22 protein-coding genes are annotated in these 21,594 nt (G+C 71.4%); 10 read left to right on the top strand and 12 right to left on the bottom strand.

Translation table 11 applies throughout. The annotated features are described in order from the left end of the window. Positions 1 to 155: 155 nt before the first annotated feature. The 8 genes from ACTIFU_RS06935 to ACTIFU_RS06900 form a co-directional block, all read right to left on the bottom strand. Positions 156 to 713 (bottom strand): SH3 domain-containing protein, encoded by a 558-nt coding sequence (locus ACTIFU_RS06935; RefSeq protein WP_439577568.1) that lies wholly within the window; start codon positions 711 to 713, stop codon positions 156 to 158. A gap of 41 nt (positions 714 to 754) precedes the next feature. Beyond that, positions 755 to 1,222 carry a hypothetical protein gene (locus ACTIFU_RS06930; protein WP_439577567.1) on the bottom strand — a complete coding sequence of 156 codons (468 nt, stop codon included), beginning with the start codon at positions 1,220 to 1,222 and terminating at the stop codon, positions 755 to 757. Positions 1,223 to 1,224: 2 nt separating this feature from the next. Continuing rightward, positions 1,225 to 2,043 carry a HesA/MoeB/ThiF family protein gene (locus ACTIFU_RS06925; protein ID WP_439577566.1) on the bottom strand — a complete coding sequence of 273 codons (819 nt, stop codon included), beginning with the start codon at positions 2,041 to 2,043 and terminating at the stop codon, positions 1,225 to 1,227. A gap of 53 nt (positions 2,044 to 2,096) precedes the next feature. Further along, a complete protein-coding gene (locus ACTIFU_RS06920; protein ID WP_439577565.1) occupies positions 2,097 to 2,627 on the bottom strand; it encodes a gamma carbonic anhydrase family protein in 531 nt (176 codons plus the stop codon). A gap of 43 nt (positions 2,628 to 2,670) precedes the next feature. Continuing rightward, positions 2,671 to 3,210, bottom strand: a complete 540-nt coding sequence (locus tag ACTIFU_RS06915; RefSeq protein ID WP_439577564.1) for a hypothetical protein — start codon at positions 3,208 to 3,210, stop codon at positions 2,671 to 2,673. A 52-nt stretch (positions 3,211 to 3,262) separates the two neighbouring features. Continuing rightward, the gene (gene dut, locus ACTIFU_RS06910) at positions 3,263 to 3,709 is read right to left on the bottom strand and encodes a dUTP diphosphatase (RefSeq protein ID WP_439577563.1); all 447 of its coding nucleotides are present in this window, start codon (positions 3,707 to 3,709) and stop codon (positions 3,263 to 3,265) included. Next, the gene (gene coaBC / locus ACTIFU_RS06905) at positions 3,706 to 4,890 is read right to left on the bottom strand and encodes a bifunctional phosphopantothenoylcysteine decarboxylase/phosphopantothenate--cysteine ligase CoaBC (protein ID WP_439577562.1); all 1,185 of its coding nucleotides are present in this window, start codon (positions 4,888 to 4,890) and stop codon (positions 3,706 to 3,708) included. Before coaBC ends, dut begins: the two co-directional genes overlap by 4 nt. A 108-nt stretch (positions 4,891 to 4,998) precedes the next feature. Further along, complete coding sequence (locus ACTIFU_RS06900; RefSeq protein ID WP_439577561.1) at positions 4,999 to 5,745, bottom strand: class I SAM-dependent methyltransferase; 747 nt, start codon at positions 5,743 to 5,745, stop codon at positions 4,999 to 5,001. A gap of 47 nt (positions 5,746 to 5,792) precedes the next feature. Here ACTIFU_RS06900 and mutM point away from each other — a divergent pair, with 47 nt between their 5' ends. The 9 genes from mutM (at position 5,793) to ACTIFU_RS06855 (ending at position 15,133) form a co-directional block, all read left to right on the top strand. Then, on the top strand, positions 5,793 to 6,635 hold the full coding sequence (mutM, locus tag ACTIFU_RS06895) for a bifunctional DNA-formamidopyrimidine glycosylase/DNA-(apurinic or apyrimidinic site) lyase (RefSeq protein ID WP_439577560.1): 843 nt from the start codon (positions 5,793 to 5,795) through the stop codon (positions 6,633 to 6,635). A gap of 44 nt (positions 6,636 to 6,679) precedes the next feature. After that, complete coding sequence (locus ACTIFU_RS06890) at positions 6,680 to 7,456, top strand: enoyl-CoA hydratase (RefSeq protein ID WP_439577559.1); 777 nt, start codon at positions 6,680 to 6,682, stop codon at positions 7,454 to 7,456. Between the two features lie 109 nt (positions 7,457 to 7,565). Then, on the top strand, positions 7,566 to 7,838 hold the full coding sequence (gene rpsT / locus ACTIFU_RS06885; RefSeq protein ID WP_439577558.1) for a 30S ribosomal protein S20: 273 nt from the start codon (positions 7,566 to 7,568) through the stop codon (positions 7,836 to 7,838). 320 nt (positions 7,839 to 8,158) lie between these two features. After that, positions 8,159 to 9,571, top strand: a complete 1,413-nt coding sequence (gene dnaA / locus ACTIFU_RS06880) for a chromosomal replication initiator protein DnaA (RefSeq protein WP_439577569.1) — start codon at positions 8,159 to 8,161, stop codon at positions 9,569 to 9,571. Between the two features lie 127 nt (positions 9,572 to 9,698). Further along, positions 9,699 to 10,835, top strand: coding sequence for a DNA polymerase III subunit beta (gene dnaN / locus ACTIFU_RS06875; RefSeq protein ID WP_439577557.1), 1,137 nt, complete (start codon positions 9,699 to 9,701; stop codon positions 10,833 to 10,835). A 251-nt stretch (positions 10,836 to 11,086) separates the two neighbouring features. Continuing rightward, positions 11,087 to 12,580, top strand: coding sequence for an IMP dehydrogenase (guaB, locus tag ACTIFU_RS06870; protein WP_439577556.1), 1,494 nt, complete (start codon positions 11,087 to 11,089; stop codon positions 12,578 to 12,580). Further along, a complete protein-coding gene (locus ACTIFU_RS06865; RefSeq protein ID WP_439577555.1) occupies positions 12,577 to 13,263 on the top strand; it encodes a haloacid dehalogenase type II in 687 nt (228 codons plus the stop codon). Before guaB ends, ACTIFU_RS06865 begins: the two co-directional genes overlap by 4 nt. Further along, positions 13,260 to 14,567, top strand: coding sequence for an RsmB/NOP family class I SAM-dependent RNA methyltransferase (locus ACTIFU_RS06860; RefSeq protein WP_439577554.1), 1,308 nt, complete (start codon positions 13,260 to 13,262; stop codon positions 14,565 to 14,567). Before ACTIFU_RS06865 ends, ACTIFU_RS06860 begins: the two co-directional genes overlap by 4 nt. Then, positions 14,564 to 15,133: a GNAT family N-acetyltransferase gene (locus tag ACTIFU_RS06855; protein WP_439577553.1), complete on the top strand. Its 570-nt coding sequence runs from the start codon at positions 14,564 to 14,566 to the stop codon at positions 15,131 to 15,133. Before ACTIFU_RS06860 ends, ACTIFU_RS06855 begins: the two co-directional genes overlap by 4 nt. Before the next feature lie 115 nt (positions 15,134 to 15,248). Here ACTIFU_RS06855 and ACTIFU_RS06850 read toward each other — a convergent pair whose 3' ends face one another. Continuing rightward, positions 15,249 to 16,313, bottom strand: coding sequence for a lysine-2,3-aminomutase-like protein (locus ACTIFU_RS06850; RefSeq protein WP_439577552.1), 1,065 nt, complete (start codon positions 16,311 to 16,313; stop codon positions 15,249 to 15,251). 65 nt (positions 16,314 to 16,378) lie between these two features. Next, a complete protein-coding gene (locus ACTIFU_RS06845) occupies positions 16,379 to 17,200 on the bottom strand; it encodes a class I SAM-dependent methyltransferase (RefSeq protein ID WP_439577551.1) in 822 nt (273 codons plus the stop codon). A gap of 392 nt (positions 17,201 to 17,592) precedes the next feature. Between ACTIFU_RS06845 and ACTIFU_RS06840 the strand changes: the two genes are divergently transcribed. Beyond that, positions 17,593 to 18,174: a hypothetical protein gene (locus tag ACTIFU_RS06840; RefSeq protein ID WP_439577550.1), complete on the top strand. Its 582-nt coding sequence runs from the start codon at positions 17,593 to 17,595 to the stop codon at positions 18,172 to 18,174. Positions 18,175 to 18,268: 94 nt separating this feature from the next. On the opposite strand, the gene ACTIFU_RS06835 is transcribed toward ACTIFU_RS06840, so the two are convergent. Both ACTIFU_RS06835 and ACTIFU_RS06830 read right to left on the bottom strand, forming a co-directional pair. After that, positions 18,269 to 20,248, bottom strand: coding sequence for a glycosyltransferase (locus ACTIFU_RS06835; RefSeq protein ID WP_439577549.1), 1,980 nt, complete (start codon positions 20,246 to 20,248; stop codon positions 18,269 to 18,271). Positions 20,249 to 20,261: 13 nt separating this feature from the next. Continuing rightward, positions 20,262 to 21,584 carry an HlyD family efflux transporter periplasmic adaptor subunit gene (locus tag ACTIFU_RS06830; RefSeq protein WP_439577548.1) on the bottom strand — a complete coding sequence of 441 codons (1,323 nt, stop codon included), beginning with the start codon at positions 21,582 to 21,584 and terminating at the stop codon, positions 20,262 to 20,264. Positions 21,585 to 21,594: the final 10 nt, after the last annotated feature.

Raw genomic sequence — 21,594 nt, 5'->3', positions numbered from 1 at the left:
GCCGGTGTTCACCCGGCCGGCGCCGACGATCCTGGCGACGCTGGAGCAGATGCCACCCGTGCCGAAGGCCCGGCACGGGGCAGCCGCGGCCGAAGCCGACCTGAACCGGCCCGATGGCGGGCGGCGGGTCCTGAAGCCGTAGGCGCGGGCGGCGCTCACCGCACCTCCTCGCCGGGATAGACGCCCCACATCGCCGCACGGCGCAGAAAGCCCCGCGCGCCCGGCACCGAAACCTCGCACCAGGCGCTCGCGGCCTCGCAGCGCCGGATCGTGCCAAGCACGCCCGGCAACACCTGCGCGACCGCGGGTGCGGAGTCGTCGGGCGCACGGCGGAGGGTTTGCGGTCCGCCGCGCGCCAGGAAGGTGCGCCGGGCCGCCAACCGCGCCTGCTGCACCCAGCCCTCGACCCCGTCCATGTCGCGGATGCGCCGCCAGGTGTCGAACTCGCGCACGATCTCCACCGGCAGCCCGGCGCGGGTGTAGGTCCACTCGACAGGGAAGCGGGTGCCAGGGCCGGCGCGGAGGTTGATTTCGCTCGCGCGCAGGCTGGCGAAGCGCGGCACCGGCCGGCCGGTGACCGATCCCGGCGCCTGCGCCGGCGCCTCGACCATCGGCGCCGGAGGCGGTCGCTCGGGCATCAACGGCGGCACCGGCAGGTGGCGCGTTTCCGCCACCGCGACGCCGGGCAGCAGCAGCGCGAGCACCAGGACCATCCGAGGCATCGCCCCGGTGTGCCAAGCGCCGCCGCGCCGTGTCAAAGGGTGACGATCTGGCCGGCCTCGGTCTCTGCCAGGAACGTGACCACGCCGGCGACCTCGCCGTTCAGCGTCGCGTCGAGCTGCTCGGGGCGGAGCCCCTCGGCCTTGAGCCCGGCATCGCACACGATCAGCCGCACGCCGAGCTCGGCCGCCGAGGCCAGCAGCTCACCGAACCCGGCGACGCCCTGCTCGCGCAGTTTGGCGTCGCGCGCGAGGGCGCCGCGCGCCGCGCCGAGCCCATGCGCCTCGAGCGCGGCCCAGCCCGGCGTGCCGTCGGCGGCCGGGCCGAGAAAGGCGCGGCAGCCGCCATTGGTGGCGAACAGCGTCACCGGCCGGCCGACCGCCGCGGCGGCAGTGGCGACCACCAGCGCGTAGTGCGCGCGCTCGAAGGTGCCCGAGATCAGCAGCACGCCGAGCGGCGCAGGCGGCGGCGGGTGGATCGGCGGCGGGTCGAAGATGCTCATGCTCAGAGAGCGCATGCCTGTGCTGGGGTTGGATGGTGGCGGGAGAGGTCGCGGATCGTCGCATGATCCCCGCACAGCGCACAGGCCGGGTCGCGCTTCAGCCGCACGGTGCGGAAGGTGGCCGAGAGCGCGTCCCAGAGGATCAGCCGCCCCGACAGCCCCTCGCCGACGCCGGCGATCTCCTTCAGCGTCTCGGTGGCCTGCAACGCCCCGAGCACGCCCGTGACGGCGCCGAACACGCCGGCCTCGGCGCAGCTCGGCACGAGCCCCTCGGGCGGCGGTTCGGGGTGCAGGCAGCGATAGCAGGGATGCGGCGGGCCGAGCTGGCTCCTGAAGGTCGAGACCTGGCCCTCGAAGCGCAGCACGGCCGCCGAGACGAGAGTGCGCCCGGAGAGGTGGCAGGCATCCGCGACCAGGAAGCGGGTGGCGAAATTGTCCGAGCCGTCGCAGACGAGGTCGTAGCGGCGGATCAGGTCGAGGGCGTTCGTTGCAGTGAGGCGCGCGCGGTGCGTCTCGATCGTGATGTCGGGGTTGAGCGCGCGCGCCGCCTGCGCCGCGCTGTCGACCTTGGGCACGCCAAGCCGGTCGGTGGTGTGCGCGATCTGGCGCTGGAGGTTGGAGAGATCGACCACGTCGTCGTCGATCAGCCCGATCGTGCCGATGCCGGCGGCGGCGAGGTAGAGCAGCACCGGCGAGCCGAGCCCGCCCGCGCCGATGATCAGCACACGCGCGGCGAGCAGCCTCGCCTGACCCGTGCCGCCGATCTCCGGCAGCAGGATGTGGCGCGCGTAGCGCTGGATCTGGTCTTCGCGGAACTCCATGGCGTCCGTGCAGATGGGGAGGCGGAAGCGCGTTCTCGACCCCTCGCTGCCGGTCAGTCGATGCGCCTGAGCCCGGCGGCGAAGCGGCGCGCGTTCGCGACGTAGTTCGCGGCCGACCGGCGCAGCCGCGCCGCCGCCTCCGGGTCGAACGTGCGGACCGCCTTCGCGGGGCTGCCGAGGATCAGGCAGAACTCGGGGAACTCCTTGCCCTCGGTGACAAGGGCATTCGCCCCGACCAGGCATCCAGGGCCGATCCTCGCGCCGTTGAGCAGTGTAGCGCCCATGCCGATGAGCGCGCCGTCGCCCACGGTGCAGCCGTGCAGGATGGCGTGATGGCCGACCGTGACGTCTTCGCCCACGGTGCAGGGAAACCCGGGATCGGCGTGCAGCATGGCCCCCTCCTGGACGTTGGAGCGCGCGCCGATCGTGATCGGCTCGTTGTCGCCGCGCAGCACCGCGCCGAACCAGATGCTGACGTCCTCGTGCAGGATCACCTCGCCGATCACATGCGCGTCCGGCGCGACCCAGAACCGGTCCGGCGCCGGCAGGCGCGGGGCGAGGTGTTCGAGGGCATAGATCGGCATCGTGTTCTCCTGTCCTGGCCGGAGGCGAAAAGGCAGTTCAGCATCATCGCGGCAGCAGGTCATCCGGTACGGCGGCCGGGTCATAGCTGCCCGGCGCGAGGCGCCCGGTGCGACGCTCAGCGAACCAGACGAGCAGCGCCGCGGCCCCGAACACCACGCCGATCCGCGCCCATGGCAGGTCCGTGCCCTGGGCGAGAATGAACAGCAAGGCGCCGCCGACGATCAGGCCGAAGGCCCAGTTCGACGCCGTCTGGACCATCTGCGCACCGGCCGTGTTGCCGCGCAGGAACGCGATGCGGCCGTGCGCCTCTGCCGGCAGCGCCGCATGCAGCGCAGCGACAAAGGCGCGATAGGCGTCCGCACGCCCGGCGTCGTGCACGCCGAGCCTGGTGCCTGTGCGGATCAACACGCCCGGACCGCCCCGGAACCCGAGCGCGCAGATGCCGGTCTCGACGCCGCCCTGCGGGTCGACCCGCAGGCGGATCGACGCGATCTCCTCCCAGAGTCGCCGATGCTCGGCCCCGTCGAGATCGAATGCGATGCCCGCGGCGGAAACGCGGACGGTTCCGTCGCGCGGCAGCATGGCGCCGTCCCAGCCCATGGTCAGGGTTCAGGACGCGGAAGCTGCCGACGCGTCAGGCGCCGGTACTGCCGAACCCGCCGGTTCCGCGCGCGGTGTCATCGAGGGTCTCACGCTCGTCCCACGCGGCGACCTCGTGGCGCGCGATCACCATCTGCGCGATGCGCATGCCGCGCTCGATGGTGAACGGCGCCTCGCCGGCGTTGAGCAGGATCACGCCGACCTCGCCGCGGTAGTCTGCATCGATCGTGCCCACACCGTTCGCCATGCAGATCCCGTGCTTGAGCGCGAGGCCGGAGCGCGCGCGCACCTGCGCCTCGTAGCCGGGCGGCAGCGCGATCGCGATCCCGGTGGGAATGAGCGCGCGCGCGCCGGGCAGCAGCGTCACCGGCGCGGCGACCGCGGCGAGCAGGTCCATGCCGGCGGCGTGCGCGGTGGCGTAGGACGGCAGGGGCAGGCCGGCGCCGTGCGGCAGCCGTGTCACCGCGACGCGCACCGTCATGCGAACACCGCGGCAATGCGTGCGGCGAGACGCCGCGCGACGTCGTCCTTCGTCATGCGTGGCCAGTCCTCCACGGCGTCGGCGGTGACGATGTGCACGGCGTTCTCGGCGCCGCCCATGACGTCGCCCGAGACGTCGTTGGCGACGATCCAGTCGCAGCCCTTGCGCGCGCGTTTCGCCTGGGCGTGCGGGACGACCTCGTGGGTTTCCGCCGCGAAGCCGACGACCAGCGTGGGCCGTTGTGGTCCCACCTTGGCGAGAGTCGCGAGGATGTCCGGGTTCTCGGTGAGCGCGAGCGGCGGCGGTGCCTCGCCCGGCACCTTCTTGATCTTCCGCCCGAGGTCCTGCACGGGGCGCCAGTCAGCGACCGCGGCGGCGCAGACGGCGATGTCGGCCGGCAGGGCGGCCTCGCAGGCGGCGAGCATGTCGCGCGCGCTCTCGACGCGGCGTACGGTCATGCCGGGCGGGTCGGGAATCTGGACCGGTCCCGCGACCAGCGTGACGCGCGCGCCGAGGGCCGCGAGGGCGGCGGCGATGGCGTGGCCCTGGCGTCCGGAGGAGCGGTTGGCGATGTAGCGCACGGGGTCGATCGCCTCGTGGGTCGGGCCGGAGGTGACGAGGGCGTGGCGTCCGGCGAGCGGGCCCGAGGCGAGGGCAGCACGGATGGCGGCGAGGAGCGCGGGCGGTTCGACCAGGCGGCCGGGGCCGGATTCGGGTTCGGCCATCTCGCCTTCGGCGGGGCCGACGATGGTGACACCACGCGTACGCAGCGTGGCGATGTGCGCCTGCGTCGCGGGATGCATCCACATGGTCGGGTTCATGGCCGGCCCGAGCAGGATCGGGCGCGTGGTGGCGAGCAGCACGGTGGAGGCGAGGTCGTCGGCGAGGCCGAGCGCCATCTTGGCGATCAGGTCGGCGGAGGCGGGCGCGACGACGATCAGGTCGTGGTCGCGCGCGAGGCGGATATGGCCGCTGTGGGTTTCGTCCTCGAGCGACCAGAGGTCGCCGAACACGCGGGTACCAGTGATCGCGGCGAGCGCGTTCGGCGTGACGAACCGCGCGCCTGCATCGGTCAGCAGGCCGGTCACGGCGAAGCCGTCCTTGCGTGCGAGGCGTGCGAGTTCCAGTGCCTTGTAGGCGGCGATCGAGCCGGAGACGATGAGCAGCAGCTTCTGGTTCATGGGATGGGGGTCTGGGGGAATGGCCTTGCGGCCCCTCCCCCACGTCAGAATTTACAGCCGGAGAGGGTGGCGGCCATGCCCCCCCCCCCCCCCCCCCCCCCCCCCCGGTCAGATTTTCCAGCCTGAGTGGATGGCGGCGATGCCGCCGGAAAGATCACGCCACGTCACGCGTTCGAGGTTGGCATCGCGCATGCGCCGTGCGAGTTCGGGTTGCGGGGGGAACCTGCGGATGCTCTCGGCGAGGTAGCGGTAGGCCTCCTCGTCCTTGGCGACGGTGCGGCCGAGGAACGGCAGCACCTTGAACGAATACGCGTCGTACACCGGGGCGAGTGCCGCGACGGTCACGCGCGAGAATTCGAGGCAGAGGAACCGCCCGCCCGGCTTGAGCACACGATGCCCCTCGCGCAGCACGGCGTCGATGTCGGTGCAGTTGCGCAAGCCGAAGGCGATGGTGACGGCATCAAAGCGGTTGTCAGGCAGCGGCAGGCGTTCGGCATCGGCGCAGAGGATCTCCATGCGTCCGACCAGGCCGCGTTCCACCGCGCGGTCCTCGGCGACGCGCAGCATGGCTGGGTTGATGTCGGAGAGCACGGCATGGCCGCAGCCGCGCTCGAGGGCAGCGAAGGTGATGTCGCCGGTGCCGCCGGCGAGATCGAGCAGCCGCATCGACGGCCGCGGCCCGAGCGTGGTGACGAAGATGCGCTTCCAGACCCTATGGATGCCGAACGACATCAGGTCGTTCATCAGGTCGTAGCGTGGGGCGACGGACTCGAACACCTCGCGCACGAGGCCCGTCTTGGCCTCGGTCGGCACGGTGCGGAAGCCGAAATGGGTGGAGGTGGCGTTGTCGGTCATCGGGGCGAAGACTAGCCTCGCTGGCCGTCGAGCGCGAGGGAGCGGGAATGCCGGAACTGCCCGAGGTCGAGACGGTGATGCGCGGGCTCGCGGCTCGGCTCGAGGGCGAGCGGATCGCGCGGGTGGCGGTGAACCGGGCGGATCTGCGCTGGCCGTTGCCGCCGGGGCTGGGCCAGGCGCTGGTCGGCAGGCGCATCATCGGGTTCGCGCGGCGCGCGAAGTACATCCTGATGCGCGTCGAGGGCGGGCGGACGCTCTTGTGGCATCTCGGCATGTCGGGGCGGGTGACGCTGACCGCACCGGGCGAGATGCCGCCCGCGGCGGCGCACGAGCATGTGGTGATCGAGACCGAGCGTGGCTGGCGTGTGGGCTTCGTCGATCCGCGGCGGTTCGGCAGCCTGGATCTGATGGAGACGGCGGCCGAGGCGTCGCACCCGCGACTTGCCGCGCTTGGGCCGGAGCCGCTGGACGAGGCGTTCACGCCCGCGATGCTGTCGGCGGCGCTGAAAGGACGGCGCACGTCGATCAAGGCCGCGCTGATGGACCAGGGCACGGTGGCGGGGCTCGGCAACATCTACGTGTGCGAGGCGCTGTTCCGCGCGGGGATCTCGCCCAAACGGTCCGCGCAGACGGTCGCGGGCGCGCGCGCAGGGCGGCTGGTGCCGGCGATCAAGGAGACGCTCGCGGAGGCGATCGCGGCAGGCGGATCGTCCTTGCGCGACTACCGCCAGGCGACGGGTGAGCTCGGCTATTTCCAGCATGCGTGGAAGGTATACGGCCGCGCGGGCGAGCCCTGCGAGCGCTGTCCCGGCCCGCCCGCGTGCGGCCGGATCAGGGTGGAGGTGCAAGGGGCGCGGAGCACGTTCTATTGCCCTCGCACCCAGCGTTGAGTAGGGCTTGCCGCAACGCAGCATCCGCCGAGGGAGAGTGCTTGATGGCCTACGAGATGATCCTGGTCGAGACGCGCGGCGCGGTGGGCCTGATCACGCTCAACCGGCCGAAGGCGCTGAACGCGCTGTGCGATCAGCTCATGGTGGAACTCGGCACGGCGCTGCGCGCGTTTGACGCGGACGATGCGATCGGCGCGATCGTGCTCACCGGCAGCGAGAAGGCGTTCGCCGCCGGCGCCGACATCAAGGAGATGAAGGACAAGGGCTTCATTGATGTCGTGACCGACGACTTCATCGGCAATCGCTGGGAGACGGTGCTGACCATCCGCAAGCCGGTGATCGCGGCAGTGGCGGGGTTCGCGCTCGGCGGCGGATGCGAGCTGGCGATGATGTGCGACTTCATGCTGGCCGCGGAGACGGCGAAGTTCGGCCAGCCTGAGATCAACCTCGGCGTGATCCCGGGCGCGGGCGGCACGCAGCGGCTGACGCGCGCGGTGGGCAAGTCGAAGGCGATGGAGATGATTCTCACCGGCCGCATGATGGACGCGGCGGAGGCGGAACGCGCGGGACTTGTCTCGCGGGTCGTGCCGGCGGCCGAGTTGGTGGACGAGGCGGTGAAGGTCGCGGAGCGGATCGCCGCACTCTCACGTCCGGCGGTGGCGATGGCGAAGGATGCCGTCAACCGAGCGTTCGAGACCACGCTCGCCGAGGGCGTGCGGTTCGAGCGGCGGCTGTTCCAGTCCTGCTTCGCGCTCGCTGACCAGAAGGAAGGCATGGCGGCGTTCGCGGAGAAGCGCAAGGCGGCGTTTTCCCACCGCTGAGCAGGGATCGGGGCCTCGCCTTGACGGGTGCAGGAGGGGCGTGTAGGACCCTGCGCTTCCGTCGCCGGCCTGCCCTGCGGCGGCATTTCCTTTTGCGGATGGACGACCCATGGCGAACACGGCTTCGGCGAAGAAGCGCATCCGGCAGATCGCGAAGCGCACCGCGCGCAACAAGGCAGCGCAGTCGCGGCTGCGCACCTACGTGAAGAAGGTGGAGCAGGCGATCGCAGGCGGGACACAGGAAGATGCGCGCACTGCACTCAGCACGCTCACGCCTGAACTGATGCGCGCGTCAACGAAGGGGCTCGTGCATCGCAACGCGGTCGCACGCAAGCTGTCGCGTCTGTCCAAGCGCATCAAGGCGATCAGCGCGCACGGCTGAGGCGCGTCGCGCATGTCGCGCGCGGTTCGCGTTTCGCCCCCGTTGCCGGACATCACGCCGCGGTCTAGGCTTGCCGCAGTCGGGAAGCGGGGCCGCTGGTGGCGCGTCGCGGGATGGCGCGCTCAAGTAACGATAAACAACAACTTAGCGCTTGTCTTTGAAACGTAACATCACCGCAAATAATCATTTGCATCGGCCCTGCCGAGTTCCCTAAATATGTCCTCTTGCGGTGGCGGGGTCGGATCGCCCGGGATTGCGGGCGGTGCGGCTTCGATCTCATCGGCACCATCGCTCGGATTGGAACCGTGGAAAGAGGCGGACTGCTCGTGTCGCGGATCGACGGGGAGATCGGAGGACAATGGGCACGCGTGCGCGGACGCCTGCGCGACGAAGTCGGCGAAGTGGAGTACCGCACGTGGCTGCGTCAGATGACGCTCGCCGAGGTGAACGAGGACGAGGTCACCATCGTCCTGCCGACGCGGTTCCTGCGTGATTGGGTGCGCGCGCATTACGGTGACCGGCTGCGCGCGCTGTGGACTGCCGAGAACGGCCGCATCCGCCGGGTGGAGCTGCGCATCGGCGCCGTGCAGGCGGGGCTCGCCGAACCGGTCATGGTCGCGCCGACGATCACCGCGCCGCCGCCGCCGCCGCAGCGTCCGGCCGAGAACGGACGGCTCGACGGTGCGCGCGTCGATCCACGCATCGAACTCACCGGGCCGCTTGATGCGCGCTTCACCTTCGGGACCTTCGTGGTCGGCAAGCCGAACGAGTTCGCCTATGCCTGCGCCCGCCGCGTCGCCGAAGGCGGGCCGCTCACCGGGTTCAATCCTCTGTTCCTCTACGGCGGCGTGGGCCTGGGCAAGACGCATCTGATGCACGCGATCGCCTGGGCGATCCGCGAACGCGCGCCGGTGCGTTCGGTCGCCTACATGTCTGCCGAGAAGTTCATGTACCGCTTCATCGCCGCGATCCGCAGCCACAACAGCGTCGAGTTCAAGGAGACGCTGCGCGGCGTCGACGTGCTCATGATCGACGACCTCCAGTTCCTGATCGGCAAGGACAGCACGCAGGAGGAGTTCTTCCACACCTTCAACGCGCTGGTGGATGCCGGCAAGCAGATCGTGGTCTCGGCCGACAAGTCACCCTCGGACCTCTCGGGCATCGAGGAGCGGCTGCGCACGCGGCTCGGCTGCGGCATGGTCGCCGACATCCACGCCACCACCTATGAGCTGCGCATCGGCATCCTCCAGGCCAAGGCCGCGCTGCAGGGCGTGTCGGTGCCGCAGAAGGTGATGGAGTTCATGGCGCACAAGATCACCACCAATGTGCGTGACCTCGAAGGTGCGCTGAACCGCGTGGTGGCTCATGCCCAGCTGGTCGGGCGACCGATCACGCTCGAGAGCACCCAGGAGGTGCTGCACGACCTGCTGCGCGCGCATGACCGGCGCGTCACGATCGAGGAGATCCAGAAGCGGGTCGCCGAGCATTTCAGCATCCGGCTCACCGACATGTCTTCGGCCCGGCGCGCGCGCGCGGTCGCGCGGCCGCGCCAGATCGCGATGTTCCTCGCCAAGCAGCTCACCAGCCGCTCGCTGCCCGAGATCGGGCGCAAGTTCGGCAACCGCGACCACACCACGGTGATGCACGCCTGCTCCCGGGTGGCCGAGCTGATGCAGAAGGACCCGGCGCTCGCCGAGGACGTGGAGCTGCTGCGGCGGATGCTGGAAAGCTGAGACGGCCCCAGGGCGCCCGGCTCGCCGCCGCGCTTACCCCCCCCTCACGCGGTTGCTATAGTCGACGGCCCGAGTCGCGGGGGTTCGTCGCCGGCCGGTTCCCGGCCGCGTTTCGTCTGGGGTGGTCATGAAGCTGAAGGTCGATCGCTCGACGCTGATGAGGGCGCTGGCCCACGTCCAGAACGTGGTCGAGAAGCGCAACACGATCCCGATTCTGGCGAATGTGCTGATCCGCGCCAAGGATGGTGCCCTGACGCTGGCCGCGACCGACATGGAGATCGCCGCCGTCGAGCAGGTGCCGGCCGAGGTGGGACGCAACGGCGCGGCCACCGCCCCGGCCGCCACGCTCTACGAGATCGTGCGCAAGCTGCCCGAGGGCGCGACGCTCGAGCTCGATCATCCGGGCGGGGACTCCCCGCTCGCGCTGCGCTCGGGCCGGTTCGCGACCAGCCTGAACTGCCTGCCGGTCGAGGACTTCCCCGCGATCCAGGACGGCGCGCTGCCGCACAGCTTCGGGCTGAAGGCCGGCACGCTGCGCGACCTGATCGACCGCACCAAGTTCGCGATCTCGACCGAGGAGACCCGCTACTACCTCAACGGCATCTACCTGCACGCGACCGAGAGCGACGGCGTTCCGGTGCTGCGCGCGGTCGCGACCGACGGGCACCGGCTCGCCCGCGTCGAGGAGCCGCTGCCGGACGGCGCTTCCGGCATGCCGGGCGTGATCGTGCCGCGCAAGACCGTGTTCGAGCTGCGCAAGCTGGCCGAGGACGTGCCCGGCCAGGACGAGATACGGATCGCGCTCTCCGAGACCCGCATCCGCTTCGAGCTCGGCACCGTGACGCTCACCAGCAAGCTGATCGACGGCACCTTCCCCGACTACGAGCGGGTGATCCCGCGCGACAACGACAAGTTCCTGCGCATCGCCAAGAAGGATTTCGCCGAGGCCGTGGACCGGGTGGCGGCGATCTCGTCCGAGCGGTCGCGGCCGGTGAAGCTCGCGATCGCGAAGGAGGGGCTGACGCTCTCGGCCGCGAGCCCGGACCAGGGCCGCGCCGAGGAGGAGATCGAGCGCGACCGCCTCGAATACGACGCGACCCCGATCGAGATCGGCTTCCAGGCGCGCTACCTCCGCGACATCACCGACACGATCGGCGACACGACGCGGGTGGAGTTCAGCTTCCACGACCACACCGCGCCGACGCTGATCCGCGCCGAGGGCGATGCGAGCGCGGTCTATGTGCTGATGCCGATGCGGGTGTAGCGCGAGGCTCTCTCGCCGGCACCCTCATCCGCATGCCCGGGACCGGCGCCAGGGAGAACGCACAGGTGGCCGGGCGGCGGCCTCCGGCGCTCGCCGGAATGACCGCGGCGTGAGCCGAGCGGAGCCCCTCCCTGGCAGAGGCCATTGGCCCGCCCCTCAGACCCCCATCCTCTGACACAGCCTCGTCGCTTGCCCCGCCACGTCCGGCGTCGTATGGGGGGCCGCCAAGGCTTGCCACAGAAGGCTCCGCCATGGCCCCCGACACGACCGCCCCCCGCACGAGCGCCACCATCACGGAGGCGCTCGCCTTCGACGACGTGCTGCTCGTCCCGGCCTACTCCGCCGTACTGCCCAGCCGCACCGACGTCGCGACGCGCCTGACCCGCCGCATCACCCTCAATATCCCGCTCGTCTCCGCCGCCATGGACACGGTGACGGAGGCCGCCATGGCGATCGCCATGGCCCAGGCGGGAGGCATCGGCGTGATCCACAAGAATCTGGAGCCCGAGGACCAGGCCGCCCAGGTCCGCCAGGTGAAGAAGTTCGAGTCGGGCATGGTGGTGAACCCGGTCACCATCCACCCCGACCAGACGCTGGCCGAGGCCCGCGCCCTGATGTCGAGCCACCGCATCAGCGGCATCCCCGTGGTCGAGAACGGCACCGGCCGGCTGGTCGGCATCCTCACCAACCGTGACGTCCGCTTCGCCTCGGACCCGATGATCAAGGTCTATGAGCTGATGACGCGCGAGAATCTCGTCACCGTGCGCGAGCATGTCGCCGCCGAGGACGCAAGGCGCCTGCTGCACCAGCATCGCATCGAGAAGCTGCTGGTGGTGGACGACGCGTATCGCTGCGTCGGGCTGATCACGGTCAAGGACATGGACAAGGCGACCGCCCACCCCAGCGCCTGCAAGGACGAGCTGGGGCGCCTGCGCGTCGCCGCGGCCACCGGCGTCGGCGCCGACGGGCTGCGGCGCGCCGAGATGCTGGTGGATGCCGAGACCGACGTGATCGTGGTCGACACCGCGCACGGCCATTCCGCCGGCGTGCTGGACGCCGTCGAGCGCATCAAGCGGCTGTCGAACTCCATCGAGGTGGTCGCGGGCAACATCGCCACCCCCGAGGCGGCGATCGCGCTGATCGAGGCGGGCGCGGATGCGGTGAAGATCGGCATCGGCCCGGGATCGATCTGCACCACCCGCGTGGTCGCCGGTGTCGGCGTGCCGCAGTTCACCGCCGTGCTGGAGACGGCCGAGGCGGCCCATTCGCGCGGCGTGCCGGCGATCGCCGATGGCGGCATCCGCACCTCGGGGGATCTCGCCAAGGCGATCGCCGCCGGGGCGGATGCGGTGATGGTCGGCTCGCTGCTCGCCGGCACCGACGAGAGCCCGGGCGAGGTGTTCCTCTATCAGGGCCGCAGCTACAAGGCGTATCGCGGGATGGGCTCGATCGGCGCGATGAAGAAGGGCTCGGCCGATCGCTACTTCCAGCAGGACAGCGACGGCGACAAGCTCGTGCCCGAGGGGATCGAAGGCCGCGTCGCCTACAAGGGGCCGGTCGGTGCTGTGCTGCATCAGCTTGTCGGGGGCCTGCGTGCCGGGATGGGCTATACCGGGAACGAGACGATCGCGGCGATGCGCGAGAATGCCCGCTTCCGCCGCATCACCGGCGCGGGCCTGCGCGAGAGCCACGTGCACGACGTCGCGATCACCCGCGAGGCGCCGAACTACCGGCTCGAACAGTGAGCGCGATCCCGCGCGTCCAGGCGGTGGTGTTCGATGCCTACGGCACGCTGTTCGACGTGCATGCCGCGCTGCGCGGGCATGCGCGGCGCATCGGCGACGGGTGGGAGACGATCAGCGCGCTCTGGCGGCAGAAGCAGCTCGAATACACCTGGGTCACGAGCCTCACCGGCCCGGCGCACTGGCGTGACTTCGAGATCCTGACCCGCGACGCGCTCTACACCGCGCTGAACTGGCATGGCGGCGCCGACACCGGGCTGGTCGAGGACCTGATGGCGGCGTATCGCGCGCTGCCCGCGTTCGACGACGCGCGGCCCGCGCTTGAGGCACTGCGCGAGGCCGGCATCAGCACCGCGATCCTGTCCAACGGCTCACGCGCGATGCTCGCCGATGCGGTGGCGTCCGCGCGGCTCGGCCCGCTGCTGGACCACGTGCTCTCGGTCGACCCGGTGCGCGTCTTCAAGCCCGATCCGCGCGTCTATCGCCTCGCCGAGGACGCCTTCCATGCGCATTGCAGCCGGATCGGCTTCGTGTCGGCCAATGCGTGGGACGCGCAGGCGGCGGCCGCCTATGGGCTCCGCACCGTCTGGGTGAACCGGATCAATCAGCCGGTCGAGTTCGCGATCCACCAGATCGCCCACATGACCGCGGATCTGAGTGTGGTGCCGGAGCTTTTCCTCTCGTGACACCCGCCGCCCGCGTGCAGGCGGGCATCGAGCTCTGGCAGGCGGTGGACGACGCGCCGGAGGCGCCGGCGGACGCGATCGCCAATGCCTGGTTCCGTGCGCGGCGCTTCATCGGTGCGACCGACCGGCGCGTGATGTCGGACCGGCTCTGGACGATGCTGCGCGCCGCGCCGCGTCTGGTCTGGCATCTCAAGCGTGCGCGGGCGCCGATCACGCCGCGCACGCTGATGCTTGCGCAGCTTGTGATCGTAGAGGGGACGGCGGCGGACGCGGTCGCCGGGCTGTTCAACGCCGCGCGTCATGGTCCCGCGCCGCTCGCCGATTCCGAACGCCGTGCGCTCGCTGCCTTCGCCGGCCGCACGCCCGATGAGGCGGCCATGCCCGAGGCTGCACGCCTTGGCGTGCCGGACTGGCTGCTGCCGCGCCTCGCTGCGCGCTTCGGCGCCCGCCTGAGCTCCGAGATGGCCGCGTTCGATGCGGCCGCGCCCACCGACCTGCGCGCGAACCTGCTCAAGACCACGCGCGAGCAGGTGCGCGCCGCGCTCGCCGCCGAGGGGATCGCGACCGAGCCGACCCCGTTCTCGCCCTGGGGGCTGCGCGCCCAGGCCCGGCCGCCGGTGACTGCCACCCGCGCCTTCCGCGAAGGACTGGTGGAGATCCAGGACGAAGGCAGCCAGCTGATCGCGGCGATGGTCGATGCGCGGCCGGGGATGCGCGTCTGCGATTTTTGCGCGGGCGCGGCCGGCAAGACGCTGGCGCTCGCGGCGGCGATGGGCAATCGCGGCCAGATCGTCGCCGCGGATGTCTCGGCCGCACGGCTCGAGGCGGCGGTGAAGCGGCTCCGGCGCGCGGGCGTGTCGAACGTCGAACGGCGGCTGATCGAGCCCGGCGCGAAGTGGCTGAAGCGCGGCGCCGGCGGATTCGACCGCGTGCTGGTCGACGCGCCCTGCACCGGCACCGGCACCTGGCGGCGCAAGCCCGATGCGCGGCTGCGCTTGGCCGAGGCGGATCTCCTTGATCTTGCACAGAAGCAGTCCGTGATCCTGGAGCGTGCAGCAGGGCTGGTGAAACCGGGCGGCGTTCTGGTCTACGCTACCTGTTCGGTGCTGACCGAAGAGAACGAGGCACAGGTGGAGAGTGTGCTGTCGCGGGTTCCGGGTTTCGCAGTGCTGCCCCTGGCGGTGGTGCGGGCGCGCACGGGCGTGACGCTGCCGGGCGACGGCCCGTATCTGTCGCTCACACCGGCAGGGCACGGCACCGACGGGTTCTTCGCCGCCGCACTGGTGCGGGAGCCGGCCGCATGATCGCGATCCGCCGCGCCCGCGCCGCGGATGCCGAGGCGATCGGCGCGATCCATGTCGCGACGTGGCGTGGCGCCTATGCGGGGATCCTGCCGGACTCGTACCTCGCGGGCCTGTCCGCGGGGCGTCAGGCGGCGGGCTGGCGGCGGATGGTCACGGCCCCGCCTCCGGGCCATGCCACCTTCGTCGCGGTGGCCACGGGGCCGGATTCGCCCGACGGCGCGACCCCCACCGTGGTCGGCTTCGCCTCCGGCGGGCGGGCGCGCAACGGCACGCGCGAGGCGGGCGAGGTTGAGACGCTGTACCTGCTCGATGATTTCCGCGAGCGCGGCGTCGGGCGGCGGCTGATGCGCGCGGTGGCGGCGCACCTGAATGCGATCGGCTGTCGGTCGGTGATGCTGTGGGTGCTGAAGGAGAACCCGACGCGCTGGTTCTATCAGCATCTCGGCGGCCGCCCCGTGGCCGAGCAGACCACCCGCTTCGCCGGCCAGCCCGTGGTGCAGCTCGGCCTGTTGTGGGAGCCGATCGGCGTGCTGCTTGCTGCCACCGCGCCGACCACGAACCAGTAGCCCCCCACCCTCGGGAGTGACCTGACGAAGCAGCCGCATCGACGGCTCGCACCACGCGGCGGAAGGATCGTTTGCGGCCATCGGTCCGGTTGTCCGAACGCAGACCAGCAGAGGACTATCCGCCGCTCCGATCGTTCTCCGGGTAGGCGTGCGAGACACCCAAGGGATCGGTCGCGACCCAGCCGTCGCCCGCGCGCGCGAGGTGGCTCTCGCCGGCCGGCACCTTGCCGTGCCCGCCGGGGATGTCGAGGATCAGGGTCGGGATGGCGTGGCCCGGCAGCCGGCCGCGCAGGCCGCGGTGCAGCGCGCGGGCGCGGGCGACCGGGACCCGGAAGCGCCTCGTGCCGGGGGCGAAATCGAGCATGTGCAGGTAGTGCGGCTTGACCCGCGCGGCGATCAGCGCACGACAGAGCGCCTCCAGCGCCGCTTCGCTGTCGTTCACGCCGGCGAGCAGCACGGACTGCGACAGCAGCGGGATGCCGCGCGCGACCAGCCGGGTGAGGGCGGCGCGCGCGGACGGGGACAGTTCGCGTGCATGGTTCACATGCACCAGCAGCCAGAGCGCCTTGTCGGTGATCAGCGCCCCGGCCAGCGCGTCGGTGATCAGCGACGGGTCGGCGACCGGCACCCGGGTGTGGATGCGCAGGGTATCGACATGCGGGATGCGCTCAAGCACGTCGAGAAGCGCGCGCAGGCGCCGCACCGAAAGCATCAGCGGATCGCCGCCCGTCAGGATCACCTCGCGGATCGCGGGGCGTGCGGCGATGTAGCCGAGTGCCGCGTCGAGCTCGGCCTCGCTCAGCACGCCGCCCTCGGGCCCGACCTGCTCGCGGCGGAAGCAGAACCGGCAATAGACCGGGCAGGCGAGCAACGGCTTCAGCAGCGCCCGGTCCGGATAGCGGTGCACGATCCCCGTCACCGGGCTCAGTGCCTCGTCGGCGATCGGGTCCGGGTGCTCGTCCGGCGCGGTGACGCGCTCGTCCGGGTGCGGAACGTACTGCGCGGCGATCGGGTCGGACGGATCGGCGGGATCGATCAACGCCGTGACCGCGGGCGTGAGCGCGACGGCGTAGCGCGCGGCGACCTCCTCCAGCGTGACGCGATCATCCGCGCGCGCCAGCCCGGCGGCGATCAGGCCGGGGATGTCGTGGATCGTGCGTGCGGGGGAGCCGTCGGGCATGGCGGCCCTGTAGAGCGCGGTAAGCAGGGCTGCAACAGGGGCGCCCGCGCGTCAGGCGTGCGGCGTCAGGGCTTCTCCGCCGATGCTAGGGTCGCCGGCATCGGCACCTGGAACATCTCACCCTTAGCGTAGGCCCGTATCGCCGTGCCGACCGCCTCGCGGATGGCGGCGCGCGCCTCGTCCGTCTGTGCGCGAAGCAGCGCAGCCGCGCGAACCGCGCCGCGCATGACCGCCTCGTACGGTTCGTAGGGGCTGGCCATGCGCCACATCATGGGAATGGTCGCCACGCTGACCGATCGGAACCCCGCTGCGGCAAGCGACCGTTCGCACTCGACCGGATCACCGAACAGGAAGAAGTTGGGTCCTGGTGGGAGCGGAACGTCCATCCGTCCGTGCGTCTGCACTGCGGCGTAGATCACGCCAAACCCGATGCACGCGGCGGGTGGCGCCCAGCTGGTGAACGCGATGCGGCCGCCCGAGCGCAGGACGCGGGACGCCTCGCGCAGAAACGCGTCGTGGTCCGGGAAGTGCGGCATCCCGTAGTTGCTCACGACGGCGTCGAAGTCGCCGTCCGCGAAGGGGAGCGCGCCGGCATCGCCCTCTTGGAACTCGGCGGCCGGGTACGTCCGGCGGGCGAACACGACCATACCGGGCGAGAAGTCGAGGCCGGTCGCGACCGCACCGCGCTCGGCGGCCGCGCCCGCGACGTAGCCCGGTCCCGTCGCCACATCGAGGACGCGCGCACCACGCCTCACGCCTGCCGCGTCCAGCAGCGCGGCAACGCTCTGCGTCGTCAACGCGGAGAAGCTGTCAGGATAGCCGGCAACGACGCGTTCGGCTGACCAGCCTTGGCGTTCGAACTCGTGGAACGTGAGCGGCTCGGTCATCGGCGGCCTCCTGGGATGATCCGGCAACATCGAGACAGGCAAGAACAAATTACAGAAACGGCGTAATTGCGGCAACGTCCGTCTGGCGAGCCGCCTCCGCCAACCGTCAGGCCGGCTTCGGCGGTGCGCCCAGCATCAGGCGCGCCAAAAGCGCCATTGCGGGATGCCCGTACGGCGCGATCGTCGGCGCGCGCGAGCCCGGCGGCGATCAGACGGGGATGTCGCGGATCGTGCGGGCGGGGGTGCCGTCGGGCATGGCGGCCGTCTAGGACGTGCACGGCAGGCGCGCAACCAAGCGGAGCGGATTGACTGGCCAGGGAGGACACGCGCCGTTGCTGGGCCGTGGATTGCTCCCTACGATACTATAAGAAACGTAACGGGGAGAGCCGATCATGCCCAAGCGGATGTGCAAGACGTGCTGGGAAATGGTCGAGGAGACCGGGCCCTGCCCCAAGAACCTCTGCCAGAAGGATTTCAGCAGCGCCGGCGTCGAGCCCGCGGCGACCGGCGGCGCGGACGGCCTGCCGGCGGACGTGCTGCCCGCCGGGGCCTGGACCGGCTCGTCCGCGAACTGGGAAGTCGTGACGAAGGGCGCCGGGTTCAAGCGCGTCTACGCGCAGTGCCTGCTGTCCTTTCCGGAGGCGAAGGATGTTCCGGGCACCGACTTCCAGCTGATCTGCCCGATGCAGGACCACGTGAACCCGGACATCGTCGCGTCCAAGGTGGCGGCGTTCCAGCAGAAGGCGCCGGACAAGCACCCGGTCGTCCCGGTGGTCTACAACCAGAAGACCGGACGGGTGACGATCAACGGCGACGGGCACCACACCTTCGTCGCCTGCCTGAAGTCCAAGACGCCGGTAATGCTCTGGCTCTACAAGGTGCCGTTCGCGGGCGCGCACAAGGACTGGAAGAGCTGCACCTACAAGGCGTTCGCGCAGAACCCGGCGGCGGCCACCGGCACGCGGTTCGGCTGACGGGTTCGCGGGTTCGGCACAGGGCGTCGCCGCGGTCGGGCTTCGGTTTCGCGCCGCAGTCCGCGGCGCCACACCCGCTGCCGTGCCTGATCCGTCAGGCGGGCCTGGGCGCGGGCAGCAGCAGCCGCGCGAGCAGCACCATCACCGTGCTCTCGTGCGGCGCTGCGACGGTCACCGGCTCGTGCGCCTCGGAGAACAGCCGTCGGATCAGCGCCTCGCGCGCTGCCTCGTCCGGCGCATCGAAGCGGAGCGCGATCCCGGCGGGCCGCAGACCGACCACCGAGGCCTCGATCGCCGGCACGCCCGTGATCTCCACCGTGACGCGGTCGTCGCCTCGCGCCGGGCACGGGCCGTCGGCGCGAAGCAGCGCGCCGGTGAGGCTCAGATCCACTAGCACCCCGCCTCTTCGCGTCCCACCGATGACGACGGCCGCCGGTTCGTCGCCCATCGCAAACCGCTCCTCGTCGCGCTGGGGCGGGCGGGAGATTGCCAGCACCACCACCAGCAGCAGCACGACCGCGTTGGCGACCGACCAGCCGGCGACCACCGGGATCAGCGCGGCGCGCTCGACGATGCGCCAGTCCGGCACCGCATTCAGCACCAGCCCCACCGTGGTCGCCACGATCAGCAACCCCGCGCCGGCGACGATGAGCCGGTCGTGCCCCCCGCCATGCGCGGCGCGCCCCTTGGGCGTGACCCGGAAGGCATGACCGCGCGGGCGGATCAGCGTCGTCAGCACGGCAGGCAGCAGCCGGAACGCCGAGAACGCGCTGAGCACTACCGCGGCGAGCGGGTGATAGGCGCCGCGCGAAAGGATCTGCAGCGCGCCCATGTAGCCCATCACCACCGGCAGCTGGTACATCAGCACCTCGGGCACGCCGACATTCGCGATCGGCACGATGCCGGTCAGCATGAACAGCACCGGGGCGATCAGCGCGGCCGCCTGCACCAGGCTGCCCGAGAGCCAATGCGTCGGCAGGAAGAACAGCCGGTGCAGCAGCGACAGGCCGGGGCCGAACGGCCCGTCGCGCAGATAGAGGATCTGGATCGCGCCGCGCGCCCAGCGCGCGCGCTGCACGAAGAACGCATCGGTGGACTCGGGAGCCAGCCCCAGGGCCAGCGTCTCGTTCAGGTAGCGCGTGACGTAGCCCCTCCTGAGCAGCACCAGCGTCAGCAGCATGTCTTCGGTGATCGAGCCTGTGGGGAGCTGCCCGCCCACCTCGGCGAGTGCCGCGCGCCGGATCACGCCGTTCGAGCCGCAGCAGAACGCGGCGTTCCAGGCATCGCGCGCCGGCATGATCACGTCGAAGAACAGGCGCTGGTCGTCGGGCAGCACGCGATGCACCGACAGGTTCTGCTGCATCGGGTCAGGATTGAAGAAGCGGTGCGGCGCCTGGACGATGCCCACGCGGGGATCGTCGAAGAACCCCATGGTGCGGCGGAGGAAGTTGGCACGCGGCACGAAATCCGCGTCCAGCACCAGCACGAACGGCGCGTCGGTGCGCCTGAGCGCGGCGTTGATGTTGCCCGCCTTCGCACCACGGTTGTCGGGCCGCGTCAGATAGCCCAAGCCCTTGCGCGCACACCAGGCGCGCAGCCAGTCGCGCCGCCCGTCATCCAGCACCCAGACGCGCACGGAGGGCCAGTCCAGCGCCAGCGCACCCACGATGGTGCGCTCCAGCACCTCGATCGGCTCGTTGTAGGTCGCGACGAATACGTCGACCGCCGGCAGCGCGGCCGGGTCCGTGGCGGCGAGACGGCGTTCGTGCCGGTCGGCGTCCGCGCTGTTGTCGCGTCGGCGCGAGAGCAGCAGCATCAGGATCATGCCGTCGGCGAGGGCCAGCAGCTCGACCGCGAGGAAGCCATGGATGAACACGTGGTCGAGCCCGGTGATCCCGGGCCCGTCGAGCGTGGCTGCAAAGCGCCAGGCAAGGTAGTGCGCGACGATCAGCCCGATCGCGGCGGGCAGCAGGACGCGGGCGAGTCGGTCGCTCGCCGCGCCCTTGACCAGGAACAGCAGCCCCACCAGCGCGAGCAGCGGCCAGAACGCCTCGCGCGGGATGTCGAGGATCATGCGGAGCGCAGGGCTACCGGGTACCGGCGGTCTCGGCCCGGGCGGAGGCGCCAAGCCTGGCAGCCACTTCGACGGCCCAGCCGGCGGCGTCGCGCAGCGCGCGGGTGATGCCGCCGAACCGGGCGGCGACCTCTGCCCCGAACGGATTGAAGTCGGCCGGGAAGCTGACCTCCGCGAGCCGGCCGATGCCGCAGAACCCCCCTTCGCCCTCGGGCGCCATCAGGTGCGACGCGTCGGCGGGCAGGGCGACCTCGACGGTGAGGCGCGCGCCGTGCTCGGCCGGACGCTCGGCCGCGAGCAGGGTCTTGCGGCTGCGCGCGCCGGCCCCGCGGATCGAGCGGATCGAGCCCTGGAGTTCGATCCCGCCGCGCAGGCGCACATGCGCCGGATCGCCGGAGGCGAGCGCGCCGAAGGCGGTATCCGGCAGCGCCACCTCGACGAACAGGTCGTCGCAGCGGACCAGGTCGAGCAGCACTTCGCCCGGCTTCACCGGCGCGCCGGGCGTGGCGTGGCGCTCCCACACGATCGCGGCGTGACCCAGCGCGAGATCGTACCGGTCACGGTCCAGCCGTGCCGCCTCCTCGGCCGCGAGCGCGGCGGCGAGGGCCGACTCGCGCGCCCGCGCCTCGGCGAGCCGCTCGGTCAGCACCTGGCGCTGGAGCATCACCCGGTCGCGCTGCTGCACGCTGTAGGGGACGTCGTTGTGGCCGTCGCGCAGGTGCACACCGGCGAGCGCGGCGCGGTGTTCGACGTGCAACCCCGCGAGCCGGGCCACGAGCACCTCGGCGGCCGCCTCGGCCTGGCGCAGCGCGGCCTCGGCGGTCTCCACGCGCACCTGGGCGACATGCCGCGCGGCGCGCAGCGTCAGCACGTGGTCGAGCTCGGCGCGCGCCTGCGCGGCTGCGGCCAGCGCGCCGGCGTGCCCGGCGCGCGTCTCGGCGATCTCGGTGGCCAGCTTTTCGCGCGTCGCCTCGTGGTAGAGGGCGCCACGGCGGGCGAGCTCGGCGTCCTGCGCGTCGAGCTGGACGAGACCATGGCGCGCCTCCACAATCTGGGCACGGACGAGCGCGAGATCATGGGCGAGGCGATGGCGCTCGCGGTCCTCGACGACGAGGCGGCGGACCACCGGACGGGAGCCGCCCGCGGCCAGCATGACCCCGGGCCCTGGCAGACGGTCATCCGCGACACCGTCGATCGGCGCGATGATGCGAATCACCTCGCTGTTGACTACGGCCGCGGTGGAGATGCGGTTCGAGAGATGCGGAGCGAAGGCGTAGCCGGCGGCGCCCAGCAGGCCCACGCCGACAAGCACGCGACTGAAGCGACGGGTCAGCATGGGCCTCGCC

The sequence above is a fragment of the Elioraea sp. genome (genome assembly GCF_051860475.1).
In the GTDB taxonomy this organism is placed as follows: domain Bacteria; phylum Pseudomonadota; class Alphaproteobacteria; order Acetobacterales; family Acetobacteraceae; genus Elioraea.
The sequence above is the reverse complement of the archived record's forward strand: the minus strand, read 5'-3'. Positions and strand labels throughout refer to the sequence as shown.

Bases quoted from the DNA above. Each gene is read 5' to 3' on its own strand.
- ACTIFU_RS06935 (WP_439577568.1), bottom strand. From the start codon at position 713: ATGGTCCTGGTGCTCGCGCTGCTGCTGCCCGGCGTCGCGGTGGCGGAA.
- ACTIFU_RS06930 (WP_439577567.1), bottom strand. From the start codon at position 1,222: ATGAGCATCTTCGACCCGCCGCCGATCCACCCGCCGCCGCCTGCGCCG.
- ACTIFU_RS06925 (WP_439577566.1), bottom strand. From the start codon at position 2,043: ATGGAGTTCCGCGAAGACCAGATCCAGCGCTACGCGCGCCACATCCTG.
- ACTIFU_RS06920 (WP_439577565.1), bottom strand. From the start codon at position 2,627: ATGCCGATCTATGCCCTCGAACACCTCGCCCCGCGCCTGCCGGCGCCG.
- ACTIFU_RS06915 (WP_439577564.1), bottom strand. From the start codon at position 3,210: ATGCTGCCGCGCGACGGAACCGTCCGCGTTTCCGCCGCGGGCATCGCA.
- dut (WP_439577563.1), bottom strand. From the start codon at position 3,709: ATGACGGTGCGCGTCGCGGTGACACGGCTGCCGCACGGCGCCGGCCTG.
- coaBC (WP_439577562.1), bottom strand. From the start codon at position 4,890: ATGAACCAGAAGCTGCTGCTCATCGTCTCCGGCTCGATCGCCGCCTAC.
- ACTIFU_RS06900 (WP_439577561.1), bottom strand. From the start codon at position 5,745: ATGACCGACAACGCCACCTCCACCCATTTCGGCTTCCGCACCGTGCCG.
- mutM (WP_439577560.1), top strand. From the start codon at position 5,793: ATGCCGGAACTGCCCGAGGTCGAGACGGTGATGCGCGGGCTCGCGGCT.
- ACTIFU_RS06890 (WP_439577559.1), top strand. From the start codon at position 6,680: ATGGCCTACGAGATGATCCTGGTCGAGACGCGCGGCGCGGTGGGCCTG.
- rpsT (WP_439577558.1), top strand. From the start codon at position 7,566: ATGGCGAACACGGCTTCGGCGAAGAAGCGCATCCGGCAGATCGCGAAG.
- dnaN (WP_439577557.1), top strand. From the start codon at position 9,699: ATGAAGCTGAAGGTCGATCGCTCGACGCTGATGAGGGCGCTGGCCCAC.
- guaB (WP_439577556.1), top strand. From the start codon at position 11,087: ATGGCCCCCGACACGACCGCCCCCCGCACGAGCGCCACCATCACGGAG.
- ACTIFU_RS06855 (WP_439577553.1), top strand. From the start codon at position 14,564: ATGATCGCGATCCGCCGCGCCCGCGCCGCGGATGCCGAGGCGATCGGC.
- ACTIFU_RS06850 (WP_439577552.1), bottom strand. From the start codon at position 16,313: ATGCCCGACGGCTCCCCCGCACGCACGATCCACGACATCCCCGGCCTG.
- ACTIFU_RS06845 (WP_439577551.1), bottom strand. From the start codon at position 17,200: ATGACCGAGCCGCTCACGTTCCACGAGTTCGAACGCCAAGGCTGGTCA.
- ACTIFU_RS06840 (WP_439577550.1), top strand. From the start codon at position 17,593: ATGCCCAAGCGGATGTGCAAGACGTGCTGGGAAATGGTCGAGGAGACC.
- ACTIFU_RS06835 (WP_439577549.1), bottom strand. From the start codon at position 20,248: ATGATCCTCGACATCCCGCGCGAGGCGTTCTGGCCGCTGCTCGCGCTG.
- ACTIFU_RS06830 (WP_439577548.1), bottom strand. From the start codon at position 21,584: ATGCTGACCCGTCGCTTCAGTCGCGTGCTTGTCGGCGTGGGCCTGCTG.